The organism is Prauserella cavernicola (assembly GCF_016595675.1).
Lineage (GTDB): Bacteria > Actinomycetota > Actinomycetes > Mycobacteriales > Pseudonocardiaceae > Prauserella_A > Prauserella_A cavernicola.
This window is the reverse complement of sequence record NZ_JAENJH010000002.1, coordinates 363,044-384,151: the sequence shown is the minus strand read 5'-3', so window position 1 is coordinate 384,151 and position 21,108 is coordinate 363,044. Positions and strand designations below refer to the sequence as shown.

Below are 21,108 nucleotides of genomic sequence, written 5' to 3'. Positions count from 1 at the left end.
ATGCGCGAGCAACCCGTCGTGAACGTCGTCATCCAGGCGAGGGCCTCCTCGACCAGGTTGCCGGGCAAGGTGCTGCGTGAGCTGGGCGGTCGCAGCGTGCTCGGCTGGGTCGTGCGGGCCGCGCTCGCGGCCGAGGGAGTCGACCGGGTGGTGGTCGCCACGTCGGACGCCGCCGACGACGACGCCGTGGCCGAGGAGGCCGCGCGCTGCGGAGCGGACGTGGTGCGGGGGCCGCTGGACGACGTACTCGCCCGATTCCTGCTGGCGTGCGAGCGTTATCCCGCCGACGCCGTGGTGAGGCTCACCGCCGACTGCCCGCTGCACGATCCCGCGCTGCTCGCTCAGCTGGTGGCGCTGTGGCGGGCACGGCCGGACGTCGATTACGTGAACAACTTCCTCGTGCGCACGCTGCCGCGTGGCTTCGACGCGGAGCTGGTGCGCGTGCCGGTGCTCGTCGAGCAGGGCCGCGAGCCGGAGGGCGCGCACCGCGAACACGTCACGCCCGGTGTGTACGGGCACCCGGAACGTTATTCCTGCGCCGGTATGGTCGTGGCGCCACCAGCCGACGACCTGCGTGTCACGCTCGACACCGAGCCGGACTGGGCGGTACTGGAGGGTGTGGTCGCCGAGCTCGGCGACGGCATCCCCTCGTGGGGCGAGGTCGTGAGCGTGCTGCGACGCCGCCCCGACCTGGTGGCGTTGAACGCGAACGTGGAGCAGAAGGCGGTGCGGTGAGGATCCTGCTGCGGGCGGACTCGTCGCGCCAGATCGGGGCCGGGCACATCTCCCGCGTCGTCGCGCTGGCCGAGCAGGCCGTGGCGCGCGGCTGGGACGTCGCCTTCGCCGGGCGCACCGACAACGCCGACTTCCTCGCGGCCCGCTTCGCCGAGCTGGCCGTGCCGATGCTGCCGCCGGAGACGTCCCCGCGCGGCTACGACGCGTTGGTGGTCGACCACTACGAGCTCGGCGAGCTGCGGGCCGAGACGAACGCGGCGGGCGCGGCGCTGGTGTCCTTCGAGGACGGCCCCTTCGGCAGGCGTTGCGCCGACGTCGTGGTGGACTGCGGCCTGGTGCCGGAGCCGAGGCCCGACGACGGCTCCGGCGTGGTGCTCACCGGCGTCTCCTACGCCCCGCTGCGGCAGGTGGTGCTCGAGGCGAGGGACAAGCGCGCGGCCGCGTCCCGGCCGGACGGATCCGCGCGCGTGCTGGTGGTGCTGGGCGGCGGCGGGGTCTGGCAGGACGTCGTCGTCGAGCTGCTGCGGGCACTGCGCGCCACGGGCGTCGCGTGCTCCGTCGAGGCGCTCGTGCGCGGCGAGCCCGAGCTGCCCGAGCCGGGACCCGCTCAGCGTTTCGTCGTCTCGCCGCCCGGGCCTGGCCTGCACGACAAGCTCGTGGACACCGACCTGGTCGTCAGCGCCGCGGGCGTGACCCTGTTCGAGCTCTGCTGCATCGGCGTGCCCGCCGCGATCGTGCAGCTCGTCGACAACCAGGCGGCGGGCTACCGCGCCGCCGTCGACCAGGGCCTTGCCGCCGGGCTGGGCACCGCGACCGCACTGAACGAGGCAGGTGCCGCACTCGGCGCGCTGCTGGCCGAGCCCGCCGTGAGGCAGCGGCTGGCCGCGTCGGCCTCGGAGGCCGTCGACGGCCGGGGCGCCGCCCGTGTACTCGACGCACTCGAAGGAGCCCTGCGATGACCAAGGCCGCACGGATCGGCCTCGGCCTGGGGCTCACGGTGCTGTTCGCGTTCGGCGCGTGGCTGACGTGGGACTTCGTGATCGACGACGCGTTCATCACGTTCCGCTACAGCGAGCACCTCGCCGAGGGACTCGGTCCGGTCTGGAACGTCGGCGGTGACGCCGTCGAGGGCTTCACCAACTTCGCCTGGATGCTGTGGCACGCGCTGTGGTCCGCGCTCGGCGCCGACCTGGTGCTGGTCGCCAAGGTGACCTCGCTGGTGCTCGGCGCCATCACGCTGGTGATGCTGCTGCGGGCCACCGAGGGCGCCGGATCGGTCGTCGCCGGCCTCGCGTTCGTGCTGTTCCTGCCCACGTACTTCCACGCCAACAGCGGCCTGGAGACGGTGGCCTTCGCCGCGGTGCTGCTGCGGCTCGTGATCGTGGCAGTGCGCGTGATCGACGAGGAGCGGGTGTTCGACTGGGAGCCGCCGCTGCTGCTGTTGTTCCTCGGAATGCTGCGGCCGGAGGGCCTGCTCGCCGCGCTGCCCGCGTTCGCGGTGTGGTTCTGGTACTCCCGCCGGATGCCGGTGGCGCGCTGGACGACCGTCATCGCGGCCGCGGTCGGCGCCGGGTACTTCGTCTGGCGCTGGTTCTACTACGGACAGCTGCTGCCGAACACCTTCTACGTCAAGTTCGGCAACCTGGAAGCGGGCGCCGAGTGGGTGGTGACCACGGCGATCCTGTTGGCGCCGTTGCTGCTGCTCTCGCTCGCCCTGCTCGTGGTGGCCGGGTTGTGGTTCAAGGGCGGGCTGTTCTGCCTCACCGTCGTCGCGACCTGGCTGCCGTACGCGTTGTCCGGTCCGACGATGGACTACCTGCACCGCTTCGCCTACCACGTGTTCCCGGTGCTGTGCCTCGGTGCGGGAATCGCCGTGGCCGCGATCGGGCAGCGGCTCGCGGCCACGGCGGTGGGCGCCATCACCGTCGGCTGGGTCGCGGTCGCCGGCGCGACCGCGCCGGACCTGCCGCTGATCGCCAACTACGGCTCGGACCTCCAGCGGGCCCACGTCGCGATCGGCAGGGGACTCGCCGAGGCCGACGTGCCAGAGGACGCGCGCACACTGGCTGTCAGCGACGCGGGCGCGATCCCGTACTACAGCGACTGGCAGTCGATCGACTACATCGGACTCAACGACGAGGCCATCGCGCACGGCGCCGATCCCACCGAGGTGGTGATGGACGCACGCCCGACTGTGCTCATGGTGACGTCCTATCAGCCGGGGATCCCGGACCGTAAGTACGGCCTCAACGTGCCCGTGGCGATCGCGGGCTACGAGCAGGTCGGCGAGGTCCGGATGCGCGAGGAGTACTGGCAGAACGTCTACGTCCTGCCGCAGTACGCGCCCCAGGTCCGGGCCGCGCTCGCGCCGAAGGTCGAAGAGGCGCAGCGGACACACGACCCGGGGCGCTACGACCTGACGGTGGACCGCTGGCTCGACCGGCTCACCGGCCGCTAGAGGTACTGGCCGGGGCTGCCGATTCCGCCGGAGGGCTGCTCGCCGCCTCCGGTGCCGGGCGGCAGGCCACGGCGGATGTGCTCCAGCTGGGCGCGGGCGGCCATCTGCTGAGCGAACAACGCCGTCTGGATGCCGTGGAAGAGGCCCTCCAGCCAGCCGACGAGCTGGGCCTGCGCGATCCGCAGCTCCGCGTCGGTCGGCGTCGAGTCGTCCGTGAACGGCGACACCAGCCGCTCGAGCTCGTCCTGCAGTTCGGGGGCGAGCGCCTGCTCCAGCTCCTTGATCGAGGTCTGGTGGATCTCGCGCAGCCGGTTGCGGCTCGCGTCGTCGAGCGGAGCGGCGCGCACCTCTTCGAGGAGCTGCTTGATCATCGTGCCGATCCGCATGACCTTGGCCGGTTCTTCGACCATGTCGCCGACGCTCTCGTTCTTCTCCCCGTCGGCACCGGGACCGATCCGCGCCGCACCCACCGGAGCGCCATCGGGCCCAACTACCACCACGTGGTGTGACTGGTCACCTTCTTGGCTACCGGCTGTGTGTGAATTCGGGAAATTCGGCTCCGTCATATGCTCCATCCTGGCTCACTTCGGAACTGCTGCACAGCGATACGAGACGCTCGACATCCGAGCGTAGCCGGAACCGTCGCTTACCGTGTTCACCAGGGCAACCCCGAACGCACAGCGAAACTACGCCTCCGTACGGTGTGCTCATGGCGTTTGACGTCGCTCGGATCCGTGGGTTGTTTCCCGCACTGGGTGATGGCTGGATTCACTTCGACGGCGCAACCGGAATGCTCGTCCCAGAACAGGTCGCCTCAGCGGTTTCGACGGCGATGCGGGCTCCGGTTTCCGGACCCGGCGGAGCATTTCCCGCCTCCCAGCGCGCGGAGAGCATCGTGGCTGCCGCGCGCCGTTCGGTCGCCGACCTCGTGGGCGCCGATCCCGACGGTGTCGTACTCGGCCCGAGTGCCTCGGTGTTGCTGGGCCGCCTCGTCGACGCACTGTCCACACGCTGGACCCTCGGCGACGAGGTCGTCGTGTCCCGGTTGGACGAGCCCGCGAACATCGCGCCGTGGCAGCGCGCGGCAAAGCGCATCGGCGCGGCGGTCCGCTGGGGCGAGATCGACATAGAGACCTGCGAGCTGCCCGCGTGGCAGTACGAGAACCTGGTGAACGCACGCACCAAGGCGGTGTCGTTGACGTGCGCGTCGGGTTCGGTCGGCACGCGTCCCGATGTGCCGACCGTCGTGGAGATCGCCAAGCGCGTCGGTGCGCTCGTGGTCGTCGACGCCACCTACGCCGCCCCGTTCCTCCCGCTGGACGTCAACGCGCTCGGCGCCGACGTGGTGGTGCTCTCGGCGCAGACGTGGGGAGGGCCCGCGGTCGGCGCGCTCGTCTTCCGCGACCCGGAGATGCTGGAGCGCCTGCCGTCGGTGTCGCTCGACCCGAACGCGCGGCGTGCGGCGAGGCTCGAGCTCGGCCCGCACGCGTACCCGCTGCTCGCGGGGCTCATCGCCTCGATCGACTACCTCGCCGGGCTCGACGACGCCGCGGCCGGCTCACGCCGGGAACGGCTGCTGACCTCGCTCGGCTCGGCGAAGTCGTACCACGCCGGGCTGCTCGCGCAGCTGTCCACGGAGCTGCGGTCGCTGCGGCACGTGATGGTGATCGGCGACGCGATGCGGCGGATCCCGTCGCTCGCGTTCGCCGTCGCCGACCGCAAGGCGGCCGAGGTCGCCGAGTACCTGGCCTCGCAGGGACTGTGCGCGTTCGCCGACGAGGGCGCGAGCGGACTGTTCGCGGCGCTCGGGGTCGGCGAGGTCGGTGGCGCCGTGCGCATCGGCCTGGCGCACTACTCCAACGTCTTCGAGATCAACCAGCTGGTGCGGGTGCTCGAAGAGCTGCGCTGAACCGCCGAGCCGCTACGACTTCGCGGCGAGCACGATTTTGCCGAACACGCCGCCCTCTTCCAGTGCGCGATGCCCGTCCGCGGCCTCGGCCATCGGGATCACCTGGTCGATCACCGGGTGCACGGAGCCCTCCACGACGAGCGGCCACAGGCGCTCGCGCACGTCGGCCACGATCGCGCCCTTCTCTTCGACCGGCCGGGCCCGCAGGGTCGTCGCCGCGATGCTGCCGCGCTTGCCGATGAGCTTGCCGAGGTTCAGCTCGCCCTTGAGGCCGCCCTGCATGCCGATCACCACGAGGCGCCCGCCGGTGGCCAGAGCGTCGACGTTGCGGCCGAGGTACTTGGCACCCATGTTGTCGAGGATGACGTCGGCGCCCTTGGTCTCGTTCTTGAGCTCCTCGACGAAGTCCTGGTCGCGGTAGTTGATCACGATGTCCGCGCCGAGCTGGCGGCAGCGCTCCAGTCGCTCCGGCGAACCCGCGGTGATGGCGACGGTCGCGCCGAGCGCCTTGCCGACCTGGATCGCGTGCGTGCCGATGCCGCCCGCGCCGCCGTGGACGAGCAGTACGTCTCCCTCGGAAAGGCCCGCGTGCATGACGACGTTCGACCACACCGTGCAGGCGACCTCGGGCAGACCGGCAGCGGAGAGCAGCTCCACCTCGCCGGGCACGGGCAGCAGCTGCACCGCGGGCACGGCGACCTTCTCGGCGTAGCCGCCTCCGGAGAGCAGCGCGCACACCTCGTCGCCGACCTGCCAGCCCTCGACGCCCTCACCGAGCTCGATGATCGTGCCGGAGCACTCGAGGCCGATGATGTCGCTCGCTCCGCGCGGCGGCGGGTAGTTGCCCTGCCGCTGCAGCAGATCCGCTCTGTTGACCGCGCTCGCGGCCACGTCGATCAGCACCTCTCCGGCGCCGGGCACGGGGTCGGCGACCTCGGTCCACACGAGATTGTCGGGGCCGCCGGGTTCGCTGATCTTGATGGCGTGCATAAGGGAACCCTATGTCACAACGCAACCCCTCGTGGGTCTGTCTTTCCTACGAATGGTCCTTGACCTTACGGGCAGAACACACAAAAGTGACGCTCCTCAGTCACGAAGGGGACGTGCCTATGTCATCCACCAGAGGCAAACTCAGACCTGCCGTCGTCATCGCCGCGTGTGCCGGACTCGTGCTCACCAGCACCGCCACCGCGGCCGCGAAACCCGACCCGGGCGACAAGCTCGCGGACAAACTCGCGAAGAACGTCGACGTCGGCAACATCAACCGGCATCTGATCGCGCTGCAGCGGATCGCCGAGACCAACGGCGGCAACCGCGCCGCGAGCACACCGGGCTACGACGCGTCGGCGGACTACGTCGCGGGCAAACTCGAGGCCGCGGGATACGACGTGACGCGCCAGGAGTTCCCGTTCACCTACACCGAGACGCTCGCCGAGAGCCTCGCGGTGGCCGGTACGGATGTGCCGATCATCATCATGAGCTACAGCCCCTCCACGGAGGAGGGCGGCTTCACCGCCCCGCTCTCCGTGATCGCCTCCGACGACAGCCCCGGCTGTGAGGCCGCGGACTACGGCGATGCGACCGGCAAGATCGTCCTGGTCGAGCGCGGAGTGTGCTCGTTCGCGGAGAAGCAGATCGCCGCTGCCGACGCCGGCGCCGCGGGCGCGATCGTCTACAACAACGAGCCGGGGCCCCTCAACGGCACGCTCGGTGACCCGTCGCAGGCGCGCATCCCGACCGGTGGCATCAGCCAGGAGGACGCGCAGGCGCTGCTGTCGCAGGACGGTGCGGAGACCGCGCTGGAACTGCGCGCCTTCGAAGAGGAGCGCACGACCTTCAACGTCATCGCCGAGACCAAGACCGGCCGCAAGGACAACGTCGTGGTGGCGGGTGCTCACCTCGACGGTGTCGCCGACGGCGCCGGGATCAACGACAACGGCACCGGTTCGGCGGCACTGCTGGAGACGGCCGTGCAGCTCGGCGGCAAGGCCAAGGTCAACAACGCGGTGCGGTTCGCGTGGTGGGGTGCCGAGGAGTTCGGGCTCGTCGGCTCGACGCACTACGTCAACTCGCTGTCGTTCGAGCAGCAGCTCGACATCGCGCTGTACCTGAACTTCGACATGATCGGCTCGCCGAACGCCGGGTACTTCGTCTACGACGGGGACGACTCGGACGGCGAGGGTGCCGGCCCGGGACCGTACGGTTCGGCGCAGATCGAGCAGTCGTTCGTCGACGCGCTCGCCACGAGGGACATCGAGGCGGAGGGCACCGACTTCGACGGCCGCTCCGACTACGGAGAGTTCATCGCGGTGGGCATCCCGGCCGGTGGCCTGTTCACCGGAGGCGACGGCGTGAAGACCGAGGAGCAGGCGGCGAAGTGGGGCGGCGAGGCCGGAAAGGCCTTCGACGACTGCTACCACCGGGCCTGCGACAACCTGGGCAACGTCGACCGCGCGGCGCTCGACCGCAACGCTGACGCGATGGCGCGGGTCGCGGCGAAGTACGCGATCAGCACCGAGGACGTCAACGGTGTGGCTCCCAAGGGCAAGAAGAACGAGGCGAAGGTCGCCGGGCAGCGCTCGGCGCAGCGGACCCTCGTGACCGCCGAACACGACGCGGCGGCCTGACACCCGCTCACGACTGGGCCCCTCGCTCGCGCACCGCGCGGGCGAGGGGCCTTCGTGGTGGAACGGGCCCTGACACGAAAAAGCCTGGGTGCGATGGTCCCAATCGCCATCGCACCCAGGTCTACCGAGGTTGTCCAGTTTTCGTGCGGTCGGCCGCGTCCCGGGCCGGCGAGAAGCGCTGTGGTGTGATCACAGAAATCGCACCGACTCAGGGCTCGAGAACGCCGTCATGCGCGAGAAGTCGCGTGAACACCCGGTGCTGCTCACATCGCGGCTGGGCCGGCTCAGGCCGTCCCATCCGTGGGGACACAGCGGGCGGACAACCGCTGGGAATCACCTGTCACAGCACCACCTGGCCTTTCCCGGTGGACCGTCCAACTGGCACTCCGTCGCGGAGTCCCGGGGCCGGTACGACTCCTCCGTTCCCCTCAGGATCCTCCCTCCGGGGCGGCCCCACAACCGGTGGGAGCGGTCACCATCCGGTGATCCTGGCCGGAAGCCCACGGCCTACTCTCCGTGACATGACGCAGGTTCCCGACGAGGTGCGCTGGCTCTCGGACACGGAAATGAACGCATGGCGCTCCTACATCGTGTCGACGCTGCGGCTGCGGCAGCGCCTGCACCGCGAGCTGACGGACGGCCACGAGGTCTCGCTGATCGACTACGAGGTGCTCGTGTGCCTGTCGCAGGCGCCGGAGAACCGGATGCGGATGACCGAGCTCGCCACGATGCTCGGGTCGACGAAGAGCCGTCTCTCGCACCAGGTCGGCCGTATGGAGGTCGCGGGCTACGTGCGCCGGGGCAAGGATCCCGAGGACCGCAGGGGAGTCACGGCGGAACTGACGCAGCAGGGTGTCGATCTGCTCGACGGCGCGGCGCCCACCCACGTCGAGGGCGTGCGCGCGCACCTGATCGACCTGATGAGCACTGACGAGCAGGTGGCCATGGCAACTGTCTTCGGCCGAGTGCTCACACACCTGACGGACCTCGAAGGCTGAGGCGTTAGGCTGACCGACGGGGAAGCGTGGCAGAGCGGCCGAATGCACTCGCCTTGAAAGCGAGCGTCGGGCAACCGACCGGGGGTTCAAATCCCTCCGCTTCCGCATTGATGACCAGGCGATATGCCGGGCGCGGTGTTCACTCCCCGCCCGGCATGCCGGCATTGGGGTCGCAGGCCCGCGATCGATCAGGATTCGAGAAGCGCCTGGGCGTGCCGGCCGATTAACGTCGCTCGTACGAAAAGTCCGATCCACGGCAGGGGAGCGACAGCGTTGAGCACCGAGGCGAACAGCGGATTCTCCGAGAGCGAGCGCGCGGCAATGAAGGAACGCGCCGCCGAGCTGAAGAAGGAGGCGGGCACCGGGCGCGGTAACAAGGCTGCCGCGGCCGAGGCCGACCTGCTGGCCAAGATCGCGGAGATGCCCGAACCCGACCGCTCGTTGGCCGAACGCATCCACGCGATCGTCACCGGCAACGCCCCGGAATTGGCGCCGAAGCTGTGGTACGGGCAGCCCGCTTACGCGAGGAAAGGAAAAGTCGTGTGCTTCTTCCGTAGTGGCCAGGCAGACCAGGAACGCTATTCGTCGTTCGGGGTCACGCCCGAGGCGAATCTCGACGACGACAGCGGCATCTGGCCGACCGCGTACGCGGTTTCCGAACTGACCGAGCAGGCCGAGGACGCCATCACCGAACTGGTGAAGAAGGCCGTGAGCTGACCGGCCGTTTACCGGTCGCGGCGCTGGCACTACTCTGTGTTCTCCACCGCCCGAAGCGAGATCATCTGCGAGGTCGCAATGGCTGAGCCGACGACGAAGTCGCCGAGCCAGGTCCCAGTCGGAGTCGACCCGAGCCGTCCGAGCATCGCCAGGGTGTACGGCGGGTTCCTCGGCAGCAAGGACGTCTACGAGGTCGACCGCCAGGTCATGGAGCGGATCAGCACGGCGGTTCCCGAGGCGGTGGACATCGCGCGCGGCAACCGGGGCTTTCTCAACCGGGCCTGCCGGTTCCTCGCTCGGCAGACCGACATCGCGCAGTACATCGACTGCGGCTCCGGCCTGCCGACCGCCGAGAACACCCACCAGATCGTGCAGCGCGTCAACGAGCAGGCGCGCGTCGTCTACATCGACAACGACCCGGTGGTGCTCGCTCACGGACGTGCGCTGCTCGAGGAGAACGAGTACGTCGGCATGATCTCGGCGGACATCTTCGAGCCCTCGCAGGTGCTCGAGCACGCGGTGGTGCGCAAGCAGATCGACTTCACGGAGCCGGTGGTGCTGCTGCACGTCGGCACGATGCACCACCTGACCGGTGACGGTGGTGCCGCTGTGATGCGTGAGTACATAGACGCGCTGCCCTCGGGTAGCTACGTGGTCTTCTCGCACTTCTTCGACCCCGAGGTGCCGGAGCTGACGGCCGTCGCCAAGCGCATCGAGGGCATCCTCGTCAACGGGCCGATGGGAGCGGGGCAGTTCCGCACCAGGGACGAGGTCATGGAGATGCTCGACGGGCTGGAGCTCATCAAGCCCAACCCGCTCTCGGAGCCCGGGCTCGCGGTGTGCGGTCAGTGGTGGCCGGACGGACCGGAGCTGAAGCCGCTGAGCGCCGCCGCGCAGTGCATCGTCGGTGCGGTGGGCCGCAAGCCCTAGCCGGTCTTAGCCGGCTCTGGCGGCGTCGGCCGCGAGCGTGCCGCGCCCTTTCGCCTTGGTGCAGCGGGCGATTCGCCTCGCCGCCGTGGCGTTGAGCCGCCAGCGGGCCATGCTGCGGCTCACGCGGAAGTACCTCGCCACCGAGGAGTCGGTCCACCCGCGGAAGGCCGCCGTGCGTGCCGCGTCGCAGGGAACGAGCAGTTCGCCGGACAGCTCCGCCGCCTCCAGTTCCAGGTCCGAAGAGGACGATCGGCACTGCTCCCCGTCGGTGAGCAGCACGCCGAAGTCGTGCTCCAGCAACACGTGCGCCATCTCGTGGGCGATGGTCGAGCGGCGGCGGTTCGGTTCGTGCACGTGGTTCTCGATGATCACGCAGCCCCTGCCGACGGACACCAGTGCGGCGGAGAACGCGTCGGCCGCTGGTCCCGTGAAGTGCCGTACCGCGTCGCGGGGCAGTGAGGGATCGCTCAGGTCGTGCACCTCGATGCCGTACAGCTCGGCGAGCGCGTACGGGTCGAGCGGGGCGAACACGTGGACGCCGAGCTCGGCACGGACTTCGAGTGCCAGTCTCTTCGCTTCTGCCTTGAAACCGCGCCGTAGGGCCACGCTCATCTCTCCTGACGGTCCACTTTGATCCTTCGCATCGTCGCGCCGACGATCTCCAGCAGGTAGTCCTTGTCCGCTTCCGAGAGGTCCTCTCTCGCTCGCAACAGCAGGGCGAGTTGTGTCTCGAGCGCGGGTTCGTCGCGGCTGCGTTCCTGCCCGTCCGGCCAGACCATGAAGGCCTCCGCCGGCGAGCCGAGCCATTGCACGAGCGCGATGAAGCCGTCGAGGTCCGGCCTGTGGCCGTTGCCCATCCGGCTCAGCAGTGACGGGCTGACGCCGGACTCGTCCGCGAGCTGCCGCCATGACATGCCACGTGCGCCCCGTTGCGCATCCAGCGCGTCGTAGAGCCGTCGCGCGTCCATCCGGCCTTCCATATCGTCGCCCTCCGTGAGTCGTCTCTTTCACTATCACAGGGGTGTGTCAATTCTGCCATCTGTCGCAGTACTGATACGTTATGCCACTGTAGCAACGGCATTGCGGAGGGAGCGAACATGAGGCACAAGCGGTTCCAGGTGGAGTTCCACTTCTCGCCGGACTCACTGACCTGGCAGGTGGTCCACGACGGCCTCGAACTGTCCCGGCACTGCCGCAAGCGCGACGCCGTCGCCGAGGCCGCGCGGGTGGCGAGGACGAACGCGCCCAGCGTGCTGGTGATCGGGAGGATGGACGGCACTCTCGAACGCGAGCGAAGATACGGCGGCGCCCGGAAACACTGACGCATGGTGCTCGGCGTGTAGCACTGCGCCACCTCTCGACGACACACCTAGTGGAGACCGCGTTTCACCCCGCACCATTCGCGCCGTGGAAGGGGAACCATGAGCAGCCTGAGTCCACCGCCGTCGCGCTCGCACCGGGTGCCGCTCGCCGCGGCGGGACTGGCCGTGCTGCTCGTGATCGTCGGCATGGCGGTACTGGTCGCCCGCACCGGCGAGCCCGCGACGCGGACCCCGGCCCACACGGGTGGGCCTGGCCTCGCCACCACCGCCGAGGTCGCGCCCGCCGACGCCCGCTCCTCCGCGCCGGGGCCCGCCCCCGTGGTCGTCCGGCCGAACGCGGACCCCCGGATCACGGCCCAGCGGGCGGATTCCGGCAGGCTCGGGGTGCGCGGCTGCGCGGAGTCCGTCACCGAAGTCACGGCCGTCGCGGCGGACGACCTGCACGCGGTGCGACTCACCTGGGACACGCCCGGCGGCGGAAGCGGATCCACGACGATGACCAAGGGGCCGGAAAGTTCGTGGTCTGCGTCACTGGGACCGTTCGACGAGAGCGGCGTGGTTGTTTGGCAGGTCGTCGCCACGGACTCACACGGAAACGCGGCCATCGGAGATCCGTTGCGCCTGATCGTCGGGGACTGCGGAGCCCGCGCGACCACCCTCAGCTGAGGAAATTGCAGCCGCGACAACGTACCGTGGAGCAACGATGAAGCGTTTGCTCCCCACGACCGTGTTCGTGCTCCTGCTCGCCGGATGCTCCTCCGCTGTCACCGGCGGCACCGGTGCCACACCCAGCCCCGGCTCCGCGGCGTCCGAGCCCCCGTCGTCGTCCCCCGCGTCCTCCGCGCCGGCCACCTCGCCTGCCGCGCCGGGCTCCAGCTGCGATCCCGTGATCGACGGGATGTCGCCGAGAGAGCAGGTTGCCCAACTGGTGATGGTCGGCGTCGATCCGAGCGACCCGGCCGCCGCGACGGCACTCGTGCGCGACGAGCAGGTGGGCGGCATCTTCGTCGGCGGCAACCCCACCGACCTGCTCACCGACAACGCGCTCGACCGCGTGCAGGAGCAGGCGAAGCTGCCGGTCTCCGTCGCCATCGACGACGAGGGCGGTCGTGTGCAGCGCATCGACGAGCTCGAGGGCGACATGCCGAGTGCGAGGGAGATGGCGCGCACGATGACGCCCGAGCAGGTCCGCGCGCTCGCCGAGGAGCGCGGCAAGGCGATGCTGGCGCGCGGCGTGACCGTCGACTACGCGCCCGACGTCGACCTCACCGACCAGTCCGCAGACGCCGCGATCGGCGACCGCTCGTTCAGCGCCGACCCCGCCGTGGCCCGCGAGTACGCGCTCGCGTTCGCCACCGGGCTCCAGGACGCGGGCGTGCATCCCGTGATCAAGCACTTCCCCGGTCACGGGCGCGCCAGCGGCGACTCCCACACCGGACTCGTGAGCACGCCGCCGCTCGCCGAGCTGCGCGGCCACGACCTCGCGCCGTACGAGAACATCAAGGAGTACGGCGACGTCAGCGTGATGGTCGGCCACCTCGACGTGCCGGGCCTGACCGACGGCGACCCCGCCTCGATCTCGCCGGCCGCCTACAAGCTCCTGCGCGACGAGTACGACTTCAAGGGCGTCACGGTGACCGACGACCTCGGCGCGATGAAGGCCATCTCCGACCGGTACCCGCTGCCCGAGGCCGTGCTCAAGGCACTGCAGGCGGGCGCCGATCAGGCACTGTGGTCCTCCGGCGGACAGGTCGGGCCCGTGCTCGACCGCCTGGAGCAGGCCGTGGCGAGCGGCGAGCTGCCGGAGCAGCAGGTGCGCGGCGCCCTGGAGCGGGTGCTGCGGGTCAAGGACGCCTGCGGCTGAGCCTGCCCTACGGCCTGGCCGTGGTCAGGTCGGCGATGAGCGTGTCGAGGTCGAGGTGCTCGCTCTCGGTGCCCTGCGGAACGATCTTCACCGTCGCGCCCGCGAAGCGCTCCACGTCGCCCCTGTCGATCTCCACCACCGCGTAGCCGTCCGGTGACTCGAGTTCGAGCACCAGGAAGTCCTCGTCGGTGGAGAGGTCGGGGCGCACCCGCACGTCGCCGATGCCCACGGGATCGGTGAGGCCCGTGACGAGCAGGTCGCGGGCGAACTCCCACTCCACCCACTCACCCGGCTCGATGCGGAACGCGAGCGCGACCGTGAACGGCTCGTCCGCCGCGTAGGAGAGGCGGGACAGCAACGGCGTGGTGCAGCCGTTGAGGTACACGAACTGGCTCTGGTGTACGGCGTCCTGGTGCACGGCACACTCCCGTCTGCCCGTGCCGCGCGCATGGTGCGTGCGGCCCTTCCGCTTGGAGAGACGCCCGGCCGGCCGTGATGTGATGCGCCGATCGGGGGAATTCCGGGGGAGTCAACTCCGAGTAGAGCAACGTCGGTGCGGCGTCTGTCGGCTCTAGCCCGCCCGAGTGGCCGAATCGGCCCCCACGCGGCGTTTTTCGGCCCGAAACCTCTGTAACAGCAGGGGCTTCACTCGATCGAGTCGACTTGTCTGCGAAGACGGGGTGCCCTAGTGACACCGCATCGGCAGCGCGGTAAACAGCGTTCGGGCCTCGTCGGCCACTGGGGGACGAAGTGTTGATGGAGGGACCTGATGGCGCCCAAGGTTCTGCGCTGTACGCCGCATGACGCGGACATGCTCGACCGCTCCGGGATCCTTGGCGCCAGCGTGCCCGGCGGTCGCTACTCGGACGACGGCCTCGACGACGGTGCCGCGTCCGTCCGCCGCGTCAACCGCTCCGGTATCGCGAGCCTGGCCGCCGCCGCGCTGATGGCCGTCGTTGCGTTCGGCGCCGTCTTCGACGGTCCGCTGGGCGGGGGCGCGGGTGCCGGCACGCCGATGGCGGGAGAGGCCGTCGCGCCGGGCCCGGTCGTCATCGTGGAGCAGTCGGAGCCCACTCAGGTGGAGGGCAAGGCTCGTCCGGCCCCCGGCGCCGTCCCCGCGCCCGAGGTCATTCCCGAGCCCTCGCCGGTCGCCGTCGTGGAGGACCAGGAGCCCCAGCCGGAGCCCGTCGCCGAACCGGAGCCCGCACCCGAGCCCCGCGAGGAGTCCGGCGCCGTCATCGCCGCCGAGGCGCCGCAGGCGGAGCGGAGCGGCTCGTCGGCACGCGCCGACCTGCCCGCGCGGTCGCCGCACGAGCGCTTCTCCGAGCAGATGCGCGAGCTCATCGACCCGATGCTGCAGCACTACCTCCAGCAGGGCATGGCGGCGAGCGCGAGTTCTGACGACCGCGAGCGTTCGCGCGGGTACGACGACGACCGCGACGACCGTGACGAATCCCGCCACCACTTCGGCTTTCCCGGCCGCTAGTCCGTCCAGTTAGGACGATAGAGCCAGCCGGTTGCCCGGCGTGGCGCGATCCGGGCACTGATGCGGTGAAGGGCACCTTTACTGCATTGAACGCAGTAAAGGTGCCCTTCACCGCAGTCACCCCGTGCGTGGCGTGAGCGGCCGCTGGGGGCCATGTCCTCGACCTGCGCGTGCCGAGTTCCAGGCTTCCCAACAGGTGTCGGATTAGGTCGTCTCCCCGTTGAGTGTCACCGTTGTATTGCGGTCTGCCCCAACGTTTCCCGGGGCGGCTGGTGCGGAGGTTTACACTCGTTGAGACATAGCTCACAAGGGAAGCCTCTACCGATTAGTAGGCCATACAAGTGTTCGGGGGCCGGTTTCGTGTCTCCCCGTTCCCCGACGCCAGCCCCTGGAGGATGCAAGTGCCCACGCACGATTCGCGTGGTGTGGCGGTGCTCGCCGGTCTCGGCGGCTGGCTCCCGCCGCGCGTAGTCGACAACGACGAACTGAGCCGGCGCCTTGAGACGTCCGACGAGTGGATCCGGACCAGGACGGGAATCGGCCAACGGCACGTCATCGACCCCGGAATGTCCACAGTGGACATGGCTGTGGAGGCCGGCAGGCGTGCGCTGCACTCGGCGGGTTCCGGTGAGGTCGACGCGCTCGTCCTCGCCACCGCCACGCCCGACCAGGTGTGTCCCGCCAGTGCGCCGCAGGTGGCCAGCAGGCTCGGCCTCGGCCCTATCGCGGCCTTCGACGTCAACGCCGTCTGCAGCGGGTTCGTGTACGCACTCGCCACGGCTGCCGGCCTGATCTCCGCGGGAGTGGCGAACAGGGTGCTGATGATCGGCGCCGACGCCTTCACCACGCTGCTCAACCCCGACGACCGTGGCACCGTGCCGATCTTCGGCGACGGCGCGGGGGCCGTGGTGCTGCGCGCGGGTGAGCCGGACGAGCTCGGCGCCATCGGGCCGTTCGACCTGCACAGCGATGGCGACCTCGCCGAGCTGTTGATCGTTCCCGCTGGCGGGGCGAAGCAGAAGACCTCCGACACCCCGCAGGACCACTACTTCACGATGCAGGGGCCCGCGGTGTTCCGCCACGCCACCGCGCGCATGGCCGAGTCCTCACGCACGGTGATGGAGCAGGCGGGCTGGACCGTCGGTGACGTCGACCGGTTCATCGGCCACCAGGCCAACATCCGGATCCTGCACGCCGCGGCCAAGCAGCTCGGGCTGCCCGCCGACAGCCTCGTGGTGAACATCGAGCGCACCGGAAACACCAGTGCCGCGTCGATCCCGCTCGCGATGGTCGACGGCGTCAACGACGGGACCCTGCAGGCGGGCGACCGGGTGCTGGTCAGCGCGTTCGGCGCGGGGCTGACGTGGGGTGCGACCGCGCTGAGCTGGCCCGACGTCACTCCTGGCTGAGTCCCGGTTCCCACGTCTCGGTGGGGGCGAGGCGGCCGCGCAGGTGGATCGTGCCGTGGTGGTTCCACCGCGGTTGTTCCGATGCCGAGGACGCCTTGAACACGGCCTCGCTCGCCAGGATCCGCCCAGGCACCTGCTTGGCGTGTTCGGTGAGCCTGGCCGCCTCGTTCACGGCGTCGCCGATGACGGTGTACTCGAAGCGGCTCGCCGTGCCGAGCTGGCCCGCGAACGCGGGGCCCTTGGCCACGCCGATGCCGAGGTCGAGTTCGCCGTCCGACGACACGGCGTCGCGGATCGCGTGCGCCGCGCGCAACGCCGCCGTGGCCGGGTCGGCGTGCCGGGTGGGGGCGCCGAAGATGCACAGCGCCGCGTCACCCTGGAACTTGTTCACCAGCCCGCCGTGCGTGCCCACCGCGTCGACGACGCTCGCGAACAGGCCGTTGAGCTTGCGGACCACCTCGTCGGGCGGCAGTTCCGCCGCGAGCACCGTCGAGTCCACCACGTCCACGAACAGGGCCGTGACGTCGCGGACGTCGCCCGACAGTGACGCGCCGTACTCCAGCGCGTGCCGCACCACGTCGTCGCCGACGTGCCTGCCGAAGAGGTCACGCAGCCGTTCCTGCTCGCGCAGGCCCCTGGCCAGGTCGTTCACCGACGTCTGCAGCATGCCGATCTCGCTGGAGTCGTCGATGCCGACCTGGATGTCGCGGCGGCCCTTGGCGATCTGGTCGAGCGCGAGCCGCAGGTGGTGCAGCGGCGCCGCCACCGCGCGCGCCAGCAGCGCCGTCGCCAGCGCGCCGAGCACAAGCCCGATGAGCGAGAGCACCACGAGGCTGGACGCCGGGTCGCTGGGACCGAGGTCGGGAGGCAGCACCACCGCCAGCACGCCGACCATGGGCACGCCGCTGGCCAGCGCCCATGTGACCACGAGCCTGCGCAGCACGGTGGTCGGCAGCGTCTCGCGCGGAGGGGCCGCCGCGAGCGCCATCGTCATCACCGGCCTGGCCACCCATTCCGCGGCCAGGTAAGTGAGTCCGACGGTGGCGAGCCCGCCGAGCAGGATCGCCAGCGCCACGCCCAGCGCGTCGAGCCACGTGCCGAACACCGAGGTCAGCACGCTGATCAGGACGACGCCGCCCAGCCACAGCGTGCCGGTGACGATCGCCAGGTCAACGGGCAGCCGCAGCGCTCGCCGTGCCTCGTCGAGCGTCGGCGCCCGGCCGAGCACGAACCACACGGCCGTGCGGCGCTGCACGAACGCCGCCCACGCGGTGCCCACCAGCAACGACAGCAGCACGTAGCCACCTGCGCAGATCGCGATGATCCAGCCGTGGCCCGCCACCGTGTCGGGAACGCCCTGCAGGACGAGCAGCAGGAACACGACCCCGGCACCGCAGAAGCTCGACACGAAGCCGAGGGCGGCGAAGCCCAGACTCGTGCGCACGACGGTGTGGAACCTCCGCGGTGTCCGAGTCCTGCGCACGCGCCAGATCGTATTGCCTCGGGCTCCGTTCAGGAGGCCCGTTCGCCCGCCGGTTCGGGTGAGGCCTTCCGCAGCGCTCGCTCCAACGCGGCGCGGTTCATCGTCGAGCGGCCCTTGATCCCGGCCTCGCGGGCCATCCGGTCGAGGTCGGCTTTGCTGAGTTCGCCCAGGCCGGGCCCCCGCGAACGTTTGCGCGAAGATTTGGTGCCGCGCTTGCGGCTCTCGACGCTGCGCGAGAGCGCGTCGAACAGGTCGATGACCTTGGTCGCCTCGGGGGCCGCCTCCTCCGCGGTCACCGCGCGGCCCTCCCGCTTGTCGTCGATGAGCCGCTCGACCCGCTCGGTGTAGGTGTCGTGGTAGTCGTCGGGCTTCCACTCCTGCGCCATGGACTCGATCAGGCTCACCGCCATGTCGACCTCCTTGGCCTTGACGTCGCCACGGGAGGGCAGCTTGCCGAGCTCGCGCTTCGGCTCCCTGATGTCCTCGGGGAAGTGCAGCGTGTTCAGCACCAGCACGTCCTCGCCCGCGCGCACCGCGGCGAGGTACTCCTTGCCGCGCATGACGAACCGGGCGAGCCCCGCTCGGTTCGTCTTCGCCATCGCCTCGATCAGGAGCGTGTAGGCGCGCCCGAACTCCTCCTTCGCCGGCGCGAGCCAGTAGGTGCGCTGGAAGTAGACCGGGTCGATCTGTTCGAGGTCCACGAACGCGTCGATGTCGAGTGAGCGCGAACGGCCGGGCGCGATCTCGTCGAGTTCGTCGGGCTCCACCAGCACGTACTCGTCGCCGCCGAGTTCGTAGCCCTTCACGATGTCGGAGTAGGGCACCTCCTCGCCGGTGCGCTCGTTCACGCGCCGGTACCGGATGCGGTCGGAGGTGCCGCGCTGGAACTGCCGGAAGTGGATGGTGTGGTCCTCGGTGGCGCTGTAGAGCTCGACGGGCACCGTCACGAGCCCGAAGTTCAACGCCCCGCTCCAGATCGCGCGTGCCATGCCGGCCTCCCTAGCTCAGCCTCTACAACGCCGTCGACGGCGACGCCGCGTGGTCGTGGATGTGCGCCCACGAGTCCGCCTTGCGCGCCAGTCTCCTGCCGAGGCGGCGGGGGTCGTAGGCGGCGGGTTCGGTCCTGCCCAGTTCCGCCCAGTCCGGCGGGGTCGCCACGTGCACGCCCGGCCGGGCGCGCAGCGAGTACGGCGCGATGACGGTCTGCCCGTAGGCGTTGCGGTTGGTGTCGAGAAAGATCCGGTCGCCGCGCTTGTCCTTGCGCTGGGCGGTGGTGAGGCGTTCGGGGTCGTTCTCGGCGAGCCGGTCGGCGACGGCCCTGGCCAGCTCGCGCGCGGTGTCGAAGTCCGTGGTGGTGTCCAGCGGTGTCACCACGTGGAACCCGCGTCCGCCAGTGGCCTGGACGAACGGGGTGAGGCCGAGCTCGCCCAGCAGGTCCCTCGCCCGGCGCGCGACGTCGCGCACTTCCGCGGTCGCCGTGCCCTCGGGTGGATCGAGGTCGAGCACCAGCAGATCGGGCCGGTCGAGCGAGTCCATCGTGGACAGCCACACGTGGAACTCGATGATGGCCTGGTTGGCCAGGTACTCGAGGGCTCGCACGTACTCGACGAACTCGCCCTTGGTGACACCGTCGGCGGGGTAGAACAACTTGTCCGCATTGGACACCGCAGTCATGGCGACTCCCTGACCACCTCGGTCGCCGTCTTGTCGGTGCGCAGCCCCTGGAACCTGGGGTGCCGCAGCCTGCCGTCGCCGGTCCACTCGGTGAATCCCACCTGCGCGACCAGTTCGGGCTCGACCCAGTGGGCGCGTGGTTCGGCGATCGGGTCCGCGAACGGCGACGTCGTGGTGGCGAGCTCGTCGAGGCTGGCTTTCACGTCCCGCAGCATCGCCTCGGTGAAGCCGGTGCCGACCTTGCCCGCATAGCGCAGCTCGCCGTCGGCGTAGTAGCCCAGCAGCAGCGCGCCGAAGGCCGAGCGCGAGCCGGCGGGATCGGTGTAGCCACCGACGACGAACTCCTGGTCCTTGACGCACTTGAACTTCAGCCAGTCGCGCGAGCGCCCGCCCCGGTACGGCGCGTCGGCGCGCTTGGCGATGAGCCCCTCCCAGCCGTCCGCACACGCCTGGCGCAGGAACTTCTCGCCGTCGGTGTTGCGGTACTGGGAAAGGCGCAGCGGGCCGTGGAAGTCGAAGGCGTCGCGCAGCAGTTCCCTGCGCTGGCGAAACGGCAGCGGCCGCGCGTCGGTGCCGCCGAACTCCAGCAGGTCGAACAGGTAGTAGAAGACCCGCACGCCCGTGGCTCTCGCGCGGGCGGGGTCGGTGAGGTGGATGCGCGGCTGCAGCGTGGCGAAGCTCGTGCGGTTGCCGTCGAAGGCGACGATCTCGCCGTCAGCGGTGAAGTCACTGCCGCCCTGCTCGGCGAGCGCTTCCACCAGTTCGGGGTAGGCGGCGTTCATGGGCTTGTGGTTGCGAGACCACAGCGTCGGCTCGCCACCGTCCACGCGCTCGGCGATGGCGCGCACTCCGTCGAGCTTGTGCTCGAAGACCCAGCCCGGATCGGAGAAGTACCGATCGGTGAGCGTGGCCAGCATGGGTTGGTGCCAGGTCACACCAGCTCCTCGTTGGCGAGGCCGGTGAGCACCGCCTTCGGTCGCGTCGCGGCACCCTCGTCGTTCTTCTTGATCAGCAGCCACTGCTCCTGGCTGCTGCCCCTGGTTCGCACCAGCCTGAAGGCGCCGTGCAGCTGCTCGCCCTCGAGCCAGATCCCGAGGCTGCCCCGGTCGAGGCTCTCCTCCAGGGAGTGCTCGTAGCGGTTCACCAGCTCACCCGCGTCCCAGACGATCACGGAGCCCGCCCCGAACCGGCCGTTCGCGTGGTCGAGCGGCTGGTCCTCGGTACGGATCGCCAGCCGCTTCTCTCCGGGATCCAGCGAGGGGCCCTTCGGGATCGACCACGACACGAGCACACCGCCGATCTCCAGGCGGAAGTCGAAGTGCAGGCTCGACGCGTCGTGGAGCTGGACGACGAAGCGCTGACCTCCCGATTTCAGGCCGCGACGGGACTCACCGGGATCGCCGGAACCGGGAAGATCCCGCTTCGCGTGGTACTCGCGCAGGACATTGCTCGTCGCCATACCCCAGCAGGTACCCGAGCGGTGCGCGATCGAAACG

The 21,108-nt window shown here is 70.1% G+C and carries 23 protein-coding genes and 1 tRNA gene; 14 read left to right on the top strand and 10 right to left on the bottom strand.

Annotated elements, in window-relative coordinates; translation table 11 throughout:
- The 3 genes from JHE00_RS08410 to JHE00_RS08400 are packed head-to-tail and all read left to right on the top strand — an operon-like array spanning nt 1 to nt 3,193.
- A complete protein-coding gene (locus JHE00_RS08410; protein ID WP_200316671.1) occupies nt 1–735 on the top strand; it encodes a cytidylyltransferase domain-containing protein in 735 nt (244 codons plus the stop codon).
- On the top strand, nt 732–1,694 hold the full coding sequence (locus tag JHE00_RS08405) for a spore coat protein (RefSeq protein ID WP_200316669.1): 963 nt from the start codon (nt 732–734) through the stop codon (nt 1,692–1,694). Before JHE00_RS08410 ends, JHE00_RS08405 begins: the two co-directional genes overlap by 4 nt.
- A complete protein-coding gene (locus JHE00_RS08400) occupies nt 1,691–3,193 on the top strand; it encodes a DUF8728 domain-containing protein (protein ID WP_200316667.1) in 1,503 nt (500 codons plus the stop codon). Before JHE00_RS08405 ends, JHE00_RS08400 begins: the two co-directional genes overlap by 4 nt.
- Here the strand turns inward: JHE00_RS08400 and JHE00_RS08395 are convergent.
- Nucleotides 3,190–3,759 (bottom strand): bacterial proteasome activator family protein, encoded by a 570-nt coding sequence (locus tag JHE00_RS08395; RefSeq protein WP_372440380.1) that lies wholly within the window; start codon nt 3,757–3,759, stop codon nt 3,190–3,192. The two genes, JHE00_RS08400 and JHE00_RS08395, sit on opposite strands and share 4 nt — an antisense overlap.
- Nucleotides 3,760–3,902: 143 nt before the next feature.
- On the opposite strand from JHE00_RS08395, the gene JHE00_RS08390 reads away from it, so the two are divergent.
- Nucleotides 3,903–5,102, top strand: a complete 1,200-nt coding sequence (locus JHE00_RS08390) for a cysteine desulfurase-like protein (protein ID WP_200316663.1) — start codon at nt 3,903–3,905, stop codon at nt 5,100–5,102.
- A 12-nt stretch (nt 5,103–5,114) separates the two neighbouring features.
- Here JHE00_RS08390 and JHE00_RS08385 read toward each other — a convergent pair whose 3' ends face one another.
- Nucleotides 5,115–6,092, bottom strand: coding sequence for an NAD(P)H-quinone oxidoreductase (locus JHE00_RS08385; protein WP_200316661.1), 978 nt, complete (start codon nt 6,090–6,092; stop codon nt 5,115–5,117).
- Nucleotides 6,093–6,211: 119 nt separating this feature from the next.
- On the opposite strand from JHE00_RS08385, the gene JHE00_RS08380 reads away from it, so the two are divergent.
- From JHE00_RS08380 to JHE00_RS08360, 5 genes are all read left to right on the top strand, one after another.
- Complete coding sequence (locus JHE00_RS08380; RefSeq protein ID WP_200316659.1) at nt 6,212–7,729, top strand: M28 family metallopeptidase; 1,518 nt, start codon at nt 6,212–6,214, stop codon at nt 7,727–7,729.
- A 521-nt stretch (nt 7,730–8,250) separates the two neighbouring features.
- Entirely contained in the window at nt 8,251–8,727 is a 477-nt protein-coding gene (locus tag JHE00_RS08375) for a MarR family winged helix-turn-helix transcriptional regulator (RefSeq protein WP_200316657.1), read from the top strand.
- 20 nt (nt 8,728–8,747) lie between these two features.
- Nucleotides 8,748–8,832, top strand: a tRNA-Ser gene (locus JHE00_RS08370).
- Nucleotides 8,833–9,000: 168 nt separating this feature from the next.
- Entirely contained in the window at nt 9,001–9,444 is a 444-nt protein-coding gene (locus JHE00_RS08365; RefSeq protein ID WP_200316656.1) for an iron chaperone, read from the top strand.
- A gap of 78 nt (nt 9,445–9,522) precedes the next feature.
- Nucleotides 9,523–10,374: an SAM-dependent methyltransferase gene (locus tag JHE00_RS08360; protein WP_200316655.1), complete on the top strand. Its 852-nt coding sequence runs from the start codon at nt 9,523–9,525 to the stop codon at nt 10,372–10,374.
- Nucleotides 10,375–10,380: 6 nt separating this feature from the next.
- Here the strand turns inward: JHE00_RS08360 and JHE00_RS08355 are convergent, their stop codons facing one another.
- Nucleotides 10,381–10,980, bottom strand: a complete 600-nt coding sequence (locus JHE00_RS08355) for an ImmA/IrrE family metallo-endopeptidase (protein WP_200318259.1) — start codon at nt 10,978–10,980, stop codon at nt 10,381–10,383.
- A gap of 2 nt (nt 10,981–10,982) precedes the next feature.
- Entirely contained in the window at nt 10,983–11,354 is a 372-nt protein-coding gene (locus JHE00_RS08350) for a helix-turn-helix domain-containing protein (RefSeq protein ID WP_200316654.1), read from the bottom strand.
- Between the two features lie 117 nt (nt 11,355–11,471).
- Here JHE00_RS08350 and JHE00_RS08345 point away from each other — a divergent pair, with 117 nt between their 5' ends.
- From JHE00_RS08345 to JHE00_RS08335, 3 genes are all read left to right on the top strand, one after another.
- Nucleotides 11,472–11,696, top strand: coding sequence for a DUF2188 domain-containing protein (locus JHE00_RS08345; RefSeq protein WP_200316653.1), 225 nt, complete (start codon nt 11,472–11,474; stop codon nt 11,694–11,696).
- Between the two features lie 99 nt (nt 11,697–11,795).
- Entirely contained in the window at nt 11,796–12,362 is a 567-nt protein-coding gene (locus tag JHE00_RS08340) for a hypothetical protein (RefSeq protein ID WP_200316652.1), read from the top strand.
- Between the two features lie 37 nt (nt 12,363–12,399).
- Nucleotides 12,400–13,560, top strand: a complete 1,161-nt coding sequence (locus JHE00_RS08335; RefSeq protein WP_200316651.1) for a glycoside hydrolase family 3 N-terminal domain-containing protein — start codon at nt 12,400–12,402, stop codon at nt 13,558–13,560.
- A 7-nt stretch (nt 13,561–13,567) separates the two neighbouring features.
- Here JHE00_RS08335 and JHE00_RS08330 read toward each other — a convergent pair whose 3' ends face one another.
- Nucleotides 13,568–13,978 (bottom strand): SsgA family sporulation/cell division regulator, encoded by a 411-nt coding sequence (locus JHE00_RS08330; RefSeq protein ID WP_200316650.1) that lies wholly within the window; start codon nt 13,976–13,978, stop codon nt 13,568–13,570.
- Nucleotides 13,979–14,329: 351 nt separating this feature from the next.
- On the opposite strand from JHE00_RS08330, the gene JHE00_RS08325 reads away from it, so the two are divergent.
- Together JHE00_RS08325 and JHE00_RS08320 are read left to right on the top strand one after the other, a co-directional pair.
- Nucleotides 14,330–15,046 (top strand): hypothetical protein, encoded by a 717-nt coding sequence (locus tag JHE00_RS08325; RefSeq protein ID WP_200316648.1) that lies wholly within the window; start codon nt 14,330–14,332, stop codon nt 15,044–15,046.
- A gap of 395 nt (nt 15,047–15,441) precedes the next feature.
- Nucleotides 15,442–16,455 (top strand): beta-ketoacyl-ACP synthase III, encoded by a 1,014-nt coding sequence (locus JHE00_RS08320; RefSeq protein ID WP_200316646.1) that lies wholly within the window; start codon nt 15,442–15,444, stop codon nt 16,453–16,455.
- Here the strand turns inward: JHE00_RS08320 and JHE00_RS08315 are convergent.
- From JHE00_RS08315 to JHE00_RS08295, 5 genes are read right to left on the bottom strand one after another with little or no spacing between them, the layout of a single operon-like run.
- The gene (locus JHE00_RS08315) at nt 16,442–17,938 is read right to left on the bottom strand and encodes an adenylate/guanylate cyclase domain-containing protein (protein WP_200316644.1); all 1,497 of its coding nucleotides are present in this window, start codon (nt 17,936–17,938) and stop codon (nt 16,442–16,444) included. The two genes, JHE00_RS08320 and JHE00_RS08315, sit on opposite strands and share 14 nt — an antisense overlap.
- 29 nt (nt 17,939–17,967) lie before the next feature.
- The gene (gene ku, locus JHE00_RS08310; protein WP_200316642.1) at nt 17,968–18,927 is read right to left on the bottom strand and encodes a non-homologous end joining protein Ku; all 960 of its coding nucleotides are present in this window, start codon (nt 18,925–18,927) and stop codon (nt 17,968–17,970) included.
- A 22-nt stretch (nt 18,928–18,949) separates the two neighbouring features.
- Nucleotides 18,950–19,612, bottom strand: a complete 663-nt coding sequence (ligD, locus tag JHE00_RS08305) for a non-homologous end-joining DNA ligase LigD (protein WP_200316640.1) — start codon at nt 19,610–19,612, stop codon at nt 18,950–18,952.
- The gene (ligD, locus tag JHE00_RS08300) at nt 19,609–20,529 is read right to left on the bottom strand and encodes a non-homologous end-joining DNA ligase (protein ID WP_200318258.1); all 921 of its coding nucleotides are present in this window, start codon (nt 20,527–20,529) and stop codon (nt 19,609–19,611) included. The genes ligD (JHE00_RS08305) and ligD (JHE00_RS08300) overlap by 4 nt, the downstream gene beginning before the upstream one ends.
- Before the next feature lie 14 nt (nt 20,530–20,543).
- Complete coding sequence (locus tag JHE00_RS08295) at nt 20,544–21,071, bottom strand: DNA polymerase ligase N-terminal domain-containing protein (RefSeq protein WP_200316638.1); 528 nt, start codon at nt 21,069–21,071, stop codon at nt 20,544–20,546.
- Between the last annotated feature and the right edge of the window lie 37 nt (nt 21,072–21,108).